This is a genomic window from Streptomyces katrae, assembly GCF_000966975.1.
Classification (GTDB): domain Bacteria; phylum Actinomycetota; class Actinomycetes; order Streptomycetales; family Streptomycetaceae; genus Streptomyces; species Streptomyces katrae.
In genome coordinates this window covers 1-10,191 of sequence record NZ_JZWV01000336.1, presented here as the reverse complement: position 1 = coordinate 10,191, position 10,191 = coordinate 1, and the positions used below count along the sequence as shown (strand labels likewise).

Sequence of the window (10,191 nt, the reverse complement as noted above, 5' to 3'; positions counted from 1 at the left end):
CGTCGTCGACCTGGTGCGCGAGTGCGGCGCCCGCGACCGTACGTACTACTGCGCGGGGCCGAACACCATGCTGGCGGTCCGCGCCGCCGACCCGGACGCGGAGATCGCGCTGACCTGGACCACGCTGTCCCCGCCGCGGCGCGTGCTGATCGACGCGGTGTCGCCGCGCTGGCTGAACTACCGCTTCGGTCTGGTCAGCCGGGAACTCACGGACGCCCTGCACCGGGACGGGCTGCTGGTGTCGGCCTGGACGGCGGACACCAAGCGGTCGATGCGCGCCCTGCTGCGGGCCGGGGTGGACGCCGTCACCACGAACAGGCTGGACGCGCTGGCCGCCGTACGGGCCGAGCTCGGGCGGTGACGCGGGGGCTGGGCGAACGGATACGCGGACGGGTCCTGCGGGCGGATCCGCGCCGGCAGGACCTGGGGCTGGCGCTGCTGGTGCAGCTGGCGTCGACCATCCCCTTCGTGGTGCCGCGCGATCCGGCGGACTCTCCGGCGACCTGGACGGCGTACCTGCTGACCACGCTGGGGAACGTGCCGCTGCTGTGGCGGCGCCGGGCTCCCGTGGCGGCGCTGCTGGGGGTGCTCGTGGCCGGCTCGGTCTACCGGCTGGCGCTGGACGGTCCCGGGCAGCCGCTGCCGTACGCCGGGCTGGTCTGCGTCTATTCGATCGCGCTGCTGCGGCCGGCGCGGGAGCGGCTGGCCGTCGCGGCGGCCCTGGTCGTGGTGATCGCGGTGTCCGTCGGACTCAACACCGGCACGGCGCGCGAGCTGCTGTTCTCGCTGTTCGTGTTCGCTGCGGCGTTCGCGCTCGGCCGGCTCCAGGAGACGCGGCTGGCGTACACGGCCGCGGTGGAGGACCGGGCGGCGCAGCTGGAGCGGGCGAACCGGATCGAGGCGGAGCAGGCGGCGGCCCGCGAACGGGCGCGCATCGCACGGGAGATGCACGACATCCTCTCGCACGCCGTCAGCATCATGGTGGTGCAGGCGGAGGCCGGGCCCGTGGCGGTGCGCCGGGCCCCGGAACGGGCGGAGGCCGCGTTCGAGGCGATCGCCGAGACGGGGCGGGACGCGATGGCGCAGCTGCGGACGATGCTGGGCGTGCTGCGGACCCAGGAGACGGCGCCGGGGCAGGAGGCGGCTCCGCGGGCTCCGCAGCCGGGGATCGGGGCGCTCGCCGCGCTGGTGGACCGGGTGCGGGCGAGCGGGCTGGCCGTGTCGTACGAGCGGACGGGCGAGGTGCGCGAGCTGCCGGCGGCGCTGGAGACGACGGTGCACCGGGTGGTGCAGGAGGCACTGACCAACGTGGTGAAGCACGCGGGGGCCGCGGCGGTGGCCGTACGTCTGGAGTACGGGCCGCGGGAGCTCGCGGTACGGGTCACGGACGACGGCCGGGGGCCGGCCGGCGGCGCCGCGGGCGGGCACGGGCTGATCGGGATCCGCGAGCGGGCGGCGGCGCACGGCGGGACGGCGTGGACCGGGCCCGGGCCGGACGGGCGCGGTTTCACGGTGCTTGTAACCTCGCCGCTGGAGGTGGGGAGTTGACGATCCGTGTGGTGGTGGCCGACGACCAGGAGCTGGTGCGCAGCGGGTTCGCGATGATCCTGGACGTCCAGGAGGACATCGAGGTCGTGGCGGAGGTGGGGGACGGGGCGGCGGCCGTGGAGGCGGTGGAGCGGCTCTCCCCCGACGTGGCGCTGCTGGACGTCCGGATGCCGGTGCTGGACGGGATCGAGGCCTGCCGGGCGATCTCGGGGCGCAGCGCGTGCCGGACGGTGATGCTGACGACCTTCGACTCGGACGAGTACGTCTACGAGGCGCTGCACGCGGGGGCGAGCGGGTTCCTGCTGAAGGACGTGCGGCGCGACGACCTGGTGCACGCGGTGCGGGTGGTGGCGGCGGGCGATTCCCTGCTGGCGCCTTCGGTGGCGCGGCGGCTGATCTCGGAGTACACGGCGGCGACGGCCCGGCCCCCGGCCCTGCCGGAGTCGTCGGCGGAGCGGCTGGAGGTGCTGACGGCCCGCGAGCGGGAGACGCTGCTGCACCTGGGGCGGGGGCTGTCGAACGCGGAGATCGCGGCCGCGCTGGTGGTGAGCGAGCACACGGTGAAGTCGCACGTGGGGAACGTGCTGGCGAAGCTGGGGCTGCGGGACCGGATCCAGGCGGTGATCTGCGCGTACGAGACGGGGCTGATCGCGGCGGGCTCGGCGGGTCCCGCTGCGGTATCTCCCTCTGGAGAGTGAGGTGCGGCGGTGCGGCTCCCCCGCGCCGGTGAGTTGTCGTACTGCTGAAGACCACTCCTGATGGTGCTCCGCAGATACCCCTGTGACCTGCAGCATTGAGGTCATCGGGGGGCAGCGGGCCCCGCGGGTCGCACACAGGGGGAACCGTCATGAAGGCACGTACGCGCACGCTCGTCGCCGCCGCTCTGGTCCTGGGCATCGCCGCCGGTCCGGTGGCCGCCGCCCAGGCCGCCCCGGCGCGGTCGCAGACGCCGGTCGCGGCGCCGGTCCCGTCCCCGGTCTTCTCCGCTCCGCCGGACGCGGCGGCGCTGCGGAAGGCGATCGCCGGGGTCGGGCCGCAGAACAAGGACGCGACGGCCGCTCTGGTCCGGGTGGGCGGCACGAGCGGCAGCTGGCGGGGCAGCGCGGGTGTCGCGGACGTCCGCGACGGGCGCGCGGCGGTGGAGGACGCCCGTTTCCGGGCCGGGTCGGTGACGAAGACCTTCACGGCGGCGGTGGTGCTCCAGCTGGCCGCCGAGGGCAAGGTGGACCTGGACCGGCCGGTGCAGGACTACCTGCCGGGGCTGCTGCCGGGGTTCGAGCCGGTGAAGGTGCGCCAGCTGCTGAACTACACGAGCGGCCTGCGGTCCGCCGACGGCCCCGGTGACGCCTTCGAGGACGAGTACGCCCACCGCTTCGACCTGGTCGACCCGCACGCGCTGATCGCCAACGCGGTGGCCAAGGGGCCGGAGTCCGCGCCCGAGAAGCAGCAGCGGTACAGCAACATCCACTACACGGTGCTGGGTGTGCTGATCGAGAAGCTGACGGGGACGACGTACGAGAAGGCCGTCGGGGAGCGGATCATCAAGCCGCTGGGGCTGCGCCACACCTCGTTCCCGTCCCGCACCCAGAACCGCATACCGGGCCCGTACAACCACGGCTACCAGGCGGTGCAGGCCGCCGACGGCAGCCGCAGCCTGGTCGACGTGTCCGACTGGAACTCCTCGTCCAACTGGGCGGCGGGGGACCTGATATCCACGACGGCGGACCTGGAGCGGTTCACGGTGGCCCTGTTCGGCGGCCGGGTGGTGCCGAAGGCGCAGCTGGAGGAGATGTTCACCGTCCCGGACGTACCGGACGCCGAGACCGGCGAGCACGCGGTGCAGACGGCCGGCCTGAAGGAGTTCGTCCTCCCGGACGGCACGAAGCTCTACGGCAAGACGGGCTCCCGGTACGGCTACAGCACGGTCATAGGCGGCACCCGCGACCTGTCGCGCACCCTGGTCTACTCGGTGAACTCCACCGACGCCAAGGGCCGGGACATGAACGCGGTGGCCTACGGCATCATCGGCGCGGCCTTCGCCAAGTAACCTCCGCCGTCGGCCTCCTGCAGGACCTCCAGCCGCTTGATCAGGCGGCGCAGCACCAGCGGGGTTCAGCCCCGTCGCGGGATCGTGATCACAGACCGACGATGGAGTTCCAGCGCGGGGCGAAGGAGCGGCGTTCGGCCGAGGAGATGTCGCGGGCCACGACCAGGCGCTTGCGCATGGCGTCGTCGGGGAAGATCAGCGGGTTCTCGGCCAGTTCGGCGGTCTTCCTGTCGGGGGACGCGGCCATGACCTCGCGGGCGGCGGGGACCGGGCAGACGTAGTTGACCGCCGCCGCCAGCTCGGCCGCCACGGCAGGGTCGTAGTAGTAGTCGACCAGCGCCTCCGCGTTGGTCTTGTGGCGGGCGAGGTTGGGGATGAGCAGGCTCTCCGCCCACAGCTCGGCCCCTTCCTCGGGGACCACGAACTCGATGTCGGGGTTGTCGGCCTTCAGCTGGATGGCGTCGCCGGAGTAGGCCTGGCAGGCCAGGACGTCGCCCTTGCCGAGGTCGGAGGTGTAGTCGTTGCCGGTGAAGCGGCGGATGTGCTTCTTCTTCACCATGTTCTCGACCTGGTCGCACATCCGGTGGAAGTCGGACTCGGTCCAGCGGGTGGTGTCGGTGCCGTTGCCCTGCATCAGCAGGGCGAAGGACTCGTCGAGACCGGAGAAGAGGGTCACCTTGCCCGCGAGATCGGGGTGCCACAGGTCCTGGACCGACCTGATCTCCCGGCCCAGCGCCTTGCGGTTGTAGGCGATGCCGGTGATCCCGGACTGCCAGGGGACGGTGTGCAGCCGGCCCTGGTCGAAGGCGGGGGACCGCAGCTGCGGGTCGAGGTTCTTCGCCACGTTGGCCTGCGCCGAACGGTCCATCTTCTGGGCCCAGCCCAGGTGGACGAAGCGGGCGGCCATCCAGTCGCTTACCACCACCAGGTCGTGGCCGGTGGCCTGGTGGTTCATCAGGGCCGGGCTGACCTTGCCGAAGAACTCGTCATTGTCGTTGATCTCCTCGGTGTACCTGACCTGGATGCCGGTCTTCTCCGAGAAGGCGTCCAGCGTCGGCCGCTTCTCCTCGTCCTGGTCGTCGGTGTCTATGTACAGCGGCCAGTTGGAGAAGGCGAGGCTGCGCTCCCGTTCCGAGAGGTCCTGGCCCTGCCTGCGGTCCTCCGGGACGTAGGCGGCGGGGACACCGCAGCCGGTGAGGGCGGCCAGCAGGCCCGTGGCGCCGAGGCCGCGCAGCACCGCGCGGCGGGAGAAGGGGAGTTCAGGCATGGGCTCAGCCTCGGTCAACGCGAAAGGGGCGGGCAATAGACAACTTGTCTACCACCCGCCCCTTCAGTGGCCTGCGGTGATCAGTGCGCGGGAAGTCCTCTCGCGCAGGTCAGCGGGCCGCCGGGCCGGTTCAGCCGTCGAGCGAGGTCATCACGTGCTTGATGCGGGTGTAGTCCTCGAAGCCGTAGGCGGAGAGGTCCTTGCCGTAGCCGGACTTCTTGAAGCCGCCGTGCGGCATCTCGGCGACGAGCGGGATGTGGGTGTTGATCCACACGCAGCCGAAGTCCAGGTTCTTGGACATGCGCATCGCACGGCCGTGGTCCTTGGTCCACACGGAGGAGGCGAGGGCGAACTCGACGCCGTTCGCGTACTCCAGGGCCTGGGACTCGTCCGAGAAGGACTGGACGGTGATGACGGGGCCGAAGACCTCGTTCTGGATGATCTCGTCGTCCTGCTTCAGGCCCGAGACCACGGTGGGGGCGTAGAAGAAGCCCTTGTCGCCGACCCGGTGGCCGCCCGCCTCGACCTTGGCGTGGGCGGGGAGGCGCTCGATGAAGCCCGCGACCTGCGCCAGCTGGTTGGGGTTGTTCAGCGGACCGTAGAGCACGTCCTCGTCGTCCGGCTGACCGGTCTTGGTCTCCGCGGCGGCCTTGGCGAGCGCGGCCACGAACTCGTCGTGGATCGACTCGTGCACGAGCACGCGGGTGGCGGCGGTACAGTCCTGGCCCGCGTTGAAGTAGCCGGCGACGGCGATGTCCTCGACGGCCTTGGCCAGGTCGGCGTCCTCGAAGACCACGACGGGGGCCTTGCCGCCGAGCTCCAGGTGGACGCGCTTGACGTCCTTCGAGGCGCTCTCGGCGACCTGCATGCCCGCGCGCACCGAGCCGGTGATGGAGGCCATCGCCGGGGTGGAGTGCTCGACCATGGCCTTGCCGGTCTCGCGGTCGCCGCAGACGACGTTGAAGACGCCCTTGGGCAGGATCGAGTCGATGATCTCCGCCATCAGCACCGTGGAGGCCGGGGTGGTGTCGGAGGGCTTGAGGACGACGGTGTTGCCCGCGGCGATCGCCGGGGCGAACTTCCACACGGCCATCATCATCGGGTAGTTCCACGGCGCGACCTGGGCGCAGACGCCGACCGGCTCACGGCGGATGATCGAGGTCATCCCGTCCATGTACTCGCCGGCCGAGCGGCCCTCGAGCAGGCGCGCGGCGCCCGCGAAGAAGCGGATCTGGTCCACCATCGGCGGCAGCTCCTCGCTGGCCGTCAGGCCCAGCGGCTTGCCGGTGTTCTCCGACTCGGCGGCGACCAGCTCCTCCGCGCGCGCCTCGAAGGCGTCCGCGATCTTGAGGAGGGCCTTCTGCCGCTCGGAGGGGGTGGTGTCGCGCCAGCCCGGGAAGGCGGCAGCGGCGGCGGCCATGGCGGCGTCCACATCGGCCTGGCCGGACAGCGGGGCGGTCGCGTACACCTCGCCGGTGGCCGGGTTGACCACCTCGGTGGTCCGCCCGTCGGCGGCGTCCTTGAACTCCCCGCCGATGTAGTTGCGCAGACGACGCAGTTCGGTGGTCACTACAGCCACTCTCCTGATCACATGTCCAACGATTGAGACAAAGCCCAAGGGTAGCCCCTCGGGCGACGCTTTCGACAGAGCCAGACCCGGCCAACTACGAAATCCGTGCATTGGAAGACCATCCACAACGGATTTCATCGATTACGGGTTGCGGAACCGACGACTCCTCGTGCACAGTGGCGTCGTGGTCAGTCGAAGCGCAGATTCCAGGAACAGACAACCGTCCCCTTCGGTCGATGCTGTGTCCCTGGCGATCATCGAGCAACTGCAGGAAGACGGCCGGCGCCCCTACGCGTCGATCGGCAAGGCCGTGGGCCTCTCCGAAGCGGCCGTGCGCCAGCGCGTACAGAAGCTGCTCGACCAGGGCGTCATGCAGATCGTCGCCGTCACGGACCCGCTCACCGTGGGTCTGCGGCGCCAGGCCATGGTCGGCATCAACGTCGAGGGTGACCTCGACCCGGTGGCCGACGCCCTGACCGCCATGGCCGAGTGCGAATACGTCGTGATGACCGCCGGGTCGTTCGACCTGATGGTGGAAATCGTCTGCGAGGACGACGACCACCTGCTCGAAACGATCAACAAGAAGATCCGCACGCTCCCCGGCGTGCGATCAACCGAGAGCTTCGTTTACCTGAAGCTCAAGAAGCAGACCTACATGTGGGGAACTCGATAGCCCGTGAGCCAGGACCTCTCCAAAACCGCGTACGACCACCTGTGGATGCACTTCACCCGCATGTCGTCGTACGAGAACGCGCCCGTCCCCACCATCGTGCGGGGTGAGGGCACCTACATCTTCGACGACAAGGGCAAGCGCTACCTGGACGGTCTCGCCGGACTGTTCGTGGTCAACGCCGGTCACGGCCGCAAGGAGCTGGCCGAGGTCGCCTACAAGCAGGCCCAGGAGCTCGCGTTCTTCCCCGTGTGGTCGTACGCGCACCCCAAGGCCGTCGAGCTCGCCGAGCGCCTCGCCGACTACGCCCCGGGAGACCTGAACAAGGTCTTCTTCACCACCGGTGGCGGCGAGGCCGTCGAGACGGCCTGGAAGCTCGCCAAGCAGTACTACAAGCTGCAGGGCAAGCACACCAAGTACAAGGTCATCTCGCGTGCGGTCGCCTACCACGGAACCCCGCAGGGCGCCCTGTCCATCACCGGTCTGCCGGCCCTGAAGGCCCCCTTCGAGCCGCTGGTCCCCGGCGCGCACAAGGTGCCGAACACCAACATCTACCGCGCCCCGATCCACGGCGACGACCCCGAGGCCTTCGGCCGCTGGGCCGCCGACCAGATCGAGCAGCAGATCCTCTTCGAGGGCCCCGACACCGTCGCGGCCGTCTTCCTCGAGCCCGTCCAGAACGCCGGCGGCTGCTTCCCGCCCCCGCCCGGCTACTTCCAGCGCGTGCGCGAGATCTGCGACACCTACGACGTGCTGCTCGTCTCCGACGAGACGATCTGCGCCTTCGGCCGCCTCGGCACGATGTTCGCGTGTGACAAGTTCGGCTACGTGCCGGACATGATCACCTGCGCCAAGGGCATGACCTCGGGCTACTCCCCGATCGGCGCCTGCATCGTCTCCGACCGCATCGCGGAGCCGTTCTACAAGGGTGAGAACACCTTCCTGCACGGCTACACCTTCGGCGGACACCCGGTGTCCTCCGCGGTGGCACTGGCCAACCTCGACATCTTCGACAAGGAAGGCCTGAACCAGCACGTGCTGGACCAGGAGGGCAACTTCTTCAGCACCCTGCAGAAGCTGCACGACCTCCCGATCGTCGGCGACGTCCGCGGCAATGGCTTCTTCTACGGCATCGAGCTCGTCAAGGACAAGGTCACCAAGGAGTCCTTCACGGACGAGGAGACCGAGCGCGTGCTCTACGGCTTCCTCTCCAAGGCGCTCTTCGACAACGGCCTGTACTGCCGGGCCGACGACCGCGGCGACCCGGTCATCCAGCTGGCCCCGCCGCTGATCGCCGACCAGGGCACCTTCGACGAGATCGAGGGCATCCTGCGCAACGTGCTCACCGAGGCCTGGACCAAGCTGTAAACAACAGAAAATAGTCCGAACCGCACGGCCCGGATCCCCTGTTCGAGTGAGAACACGGTGGTCCGGGCCGTGTGCTGTCGCCAACCGGGCGGTTCATCTCTTTACATCTCCGTGCGGGCCAGTGACCGAAGCGGCTCCGCTTCGTTCCCCCGGACGGAGGTGTACGCCATGGTGGCTCCACCGGACAGTGCCCCGCCAGACGACGACGTCCTCTGGGCGCGGTCCCTTCACTACTCCCACTCGGGATCCCCAGGTCTGATCGGCGTCGGCGCCGCGGTCCGGCAGGGCGAGATCCTCGCCGTGACCGGCCCCCGCGGCAGTGGGAAGACCACCCTGCTGCGCTGCCTGGCCGGCCGGCTGGTGCCCGACCAGGGCGAGGTCCGGTTCGACGGGATCGCCGTCCACACCCTCGGGGCCCTGGCCCGCGAACGGCTGTTCCGCGCCCGGTTCGCCTGGATCGGGCCCGAGCCGCAGCTGTTGCCCGAGCTGAAGGTCTGGGAGAACGCCGCCCTGCCCCTGCTGCTCACCGGCGCGCCGCACCGCGCCGCCCGGGCCGCCGCCCACGAATGGCTCGAGCGCCTGGACATCGGCGGCTTCGCCGGCAAGCGCCCCGGCGCACTGAACCGTGCCGAATCCCAGCGGGTCGCGCTCGCCCGCGCACTGGCCGGGGAGCCCGCCGTGCTCTTCGCCGACGAGCCCACGGCCCCGCTGCACCGCGCCGAGCGCGCGCTGCTGCTCCGTACGCTCACCACGGCCGCCCGCTCGCACGCCATCACGGTGGTCCTCGCCACCCACGACGAGGAGACCGCGGCCGCCGCCGACCGGGACCTGGCCCTGCTCGACGGCCGCCCGGCCGACGCCGCGGCCGTCGTCTCCCCCGGGACCACGGAGGACCAGGCCGCGTGCTCTCTCTCCGCCTAGTCCGCGGCTCCCGGCCCCTCGTCCAGCTGCGCAGACTGCTGGTCGCGGCCGCCTGCGCCGGCAGCGGCCTGCTCCTGCTGTACGTCCTCGCGGACGCCGAGGCCCGGCCCACCGGATCGTTCCCGCGGCTGCTGTGGGCGCTGGTCCCGGTCGCCGCCACCGTCCAGTTCGCCGTCGCCGTGGCCCGTACCGACCCGGCGACCCGGCCCCGCGAGGGGCTCGACGCCGTCGGGCTGGGACCCGTACGCCTCGCCCTGGCCGCGGCCGTCTCCACCGCCGTCGCCTGCACCCTCGGCAGCGTCCTCGCCCTCGCCGCCTTCCTCCACCTGCGCGGCGAACTCGCGGGGCTGCCCTTCGACGGGGCCGGAGCCCGGCTGCTCCACGCCGGCCGGCCGCTGCCGGTGGCCGCCGCCCTCACCCTGCTGGCCCTGCTCCCGCTGACGGCCTCCGCCGCGACGGCCCTCGCCCTGCGCCCCAGGCCCCCGCACTCCGGACTGGCCCCCCAGACGGGCGTGCCCTGGGGGGTCGCGCTCACCGCGTGCGGGCTCGGCCTCCTGGCGTACGCCCGCCCCGACGGCCCCGCGCTACCGGCGGCCGGGGCCCTGATCGCCGTCGGCCTCGCCCTGGCCGGGCCCGGCCTGGCCTACGCCTGCGGCACCCTGGTCCAGGCCGTGCGTCCGGGCGCGCTGCGGCTGCTGGCCGGACGGACCCTGCAGGAGGAGGCCTCCCGGCTGGGCCGGCCGCTCGGGGTGCTGTGCGCGGTCGGCGCGGCCGCCCTGACCGTCGCCCTGGCCCCGCAC

10 protein-coding genes are annotated in these 10,191 nt (G+C 71.4%); 8 read left to right on the top strand and 2 right to left on the bottom strand.

Annotated features, from left to right (window positions below; all coding sequences use genetic code 11):
- The 4 genes from VR44_RS13200 to VR44_RS13185 all read left to right on the top strand — a co-directional run.
- Window positions 1-361, top strand: a 361-nt coding sequence (locus VR44_RS13200) for a glycerophosphodiester phosphodiesterase (protein WP_045947658.1), incomplete at its 5' end; no start/stop codon positions are given.
- Window positions 358-1,548: a sensor histidine kinase gene (locus VR44_RS13195; RefSeq protein ID WP_094191597.1), complete on the top strand. Its 1,191-nt coding sequence runs from the start codon at window positions 358-360 to the stop codon at window positions 1,546-1,548. The genes VR44_RS13200 and VR44_RS13195, both read left to right, overlap by 4 nt.
- Window positions 1,545-2,246, top strand: coding sequence for a response regulator (locus VR44_RS13190; RefSeq protein ID WP_045947657.1), 702 nt, complete (start codon window positions 1,545-1,547; stop codon window positions 2,244-2,246). Before VR44_RS13195 ends, VR44_RS13190 begins: the two co-directional genes overlap by 4 nt.
- Before the next feature lie 149 nt (window positions 2,247-2,395).
- Entirely contained in the window at window positions 2,396-3,595 is a 1,200-nt protein-coding gene (locus VR44_RS13185) for a serine hydrolase domain-containing protein (RefSeq protein ID WP_045947656.1), read from the top strand.
- An 88-nt stretch (window positions 3,596-3,683) separates the two neighbouring features.
- Here the strand turns inward: VR44_RS13185 and VR44_RS13180 are convergent, their stop codons facing one another.
- Together VR44_RS13180 and VR44_RS13175 are read right to left on the bottom strand one after the other, a co-directional pair.
- Window positions 3,684-4,862: an ABC transporter substrate-binding protein gene (locus VR44_RS13180; protein WP_045947655.1), complete on the bottom strand. Its 1,179-nt coding sequence runs from the start codon at window positions 4,860-4,862 to the stop codon at window positions 3,684-3,686.
- A gap of 130 nt (window positions 4,863-4,992) precedes the next feature.
- Window positions 4,993-6,432 carry a gamma-aminobutyraldehyde dehydrogenase gene (locus VR44_RS13175; RefSeq protein WP_045947654.1) on the bottom strand — a complete coding sequence of 480 codons (1,440 nt, stop codon included), beginning with the start codon at window positions 6,430-6,432 and terminating at the stop codon, window positions 4,993-4,995.
- A 169-nt stretch (window positions 6,433-6,601) separates the two neighbouring features.
- On the opposite strand from VR44_RS13175, the gene VR44_RS13170 reads away from it, so the two are divergent.
- The 4 genes from VR44_RS13170 to VR44_RS13155 all read left to right on the top strand — a co-directional run.
- Entirely contained in the window at window positions 6,602-7,105 is a 504-nt protein-coding gene (locus tag VR44_RS13170; protein ID WP_042814156.1) for an Lrp/AsnC family transcriptional regulator, read from the top strand.
- 3 nt (window positions 7,106-7,108) lie between these two features.
- Window positions 7,109-8,470, top strand: coding sequence for an aspartate aminotransferase family protein (locus tag VR44_RS13165; RefSeq protein WP_045947653.1), 1,362 nt, complete (start codon window positions 7,109-7,111; stop codon window positions 8,468-8,470).
- Between the two features lie 168 nt (window positions 8,471-8,638).
- Window positions 8,639-9,391 (top strand): ABC transporter ATP-binding protein, encoded by a 753-nt coding sequence (locus VR44_RS13160; RefSeq protein ID WP_045947652.1) that lies wholly within the window; start codon window positions 8,639-8,641, stop codon window positions 9,389-9,391.
- On the top strand, window positions 9,373-10,191 hold an 819-nt coding region (locus tag VR44_RS13155), incomplete at its 3' end, for a hypothetical protein (protein WP_045947651.1). The genes VR44_RS13160 and VR44_RS13155, both read left to right, overlap by 19 nt.

Excerpts from the sequence above, each read along its gene's own strand:
- VR44_RS13185 (WP_045947656.1), top strand. The coding sequence starts at position 2,396 with ATGAAGGCACGTACGCGCACGCTCGTCGCCGCCGCTCTGGTCCTGGGC.
- VR44_RS13180 (WP_045947655.1), bottom strand. The coding sequence starts at position 4,862 with ATGCCTGAACTCCCCTTCTCCCGCCGCGCGGTGCTGCGCGGCCTCGGC.
- VR44_RS13160 (WP_045947652.1), top strand. The coding sequence starts at position 8,639 with ATGGTGGCTCCACCGGACAGTGCCCCGCCAGACGACGACGTCCTCTGG.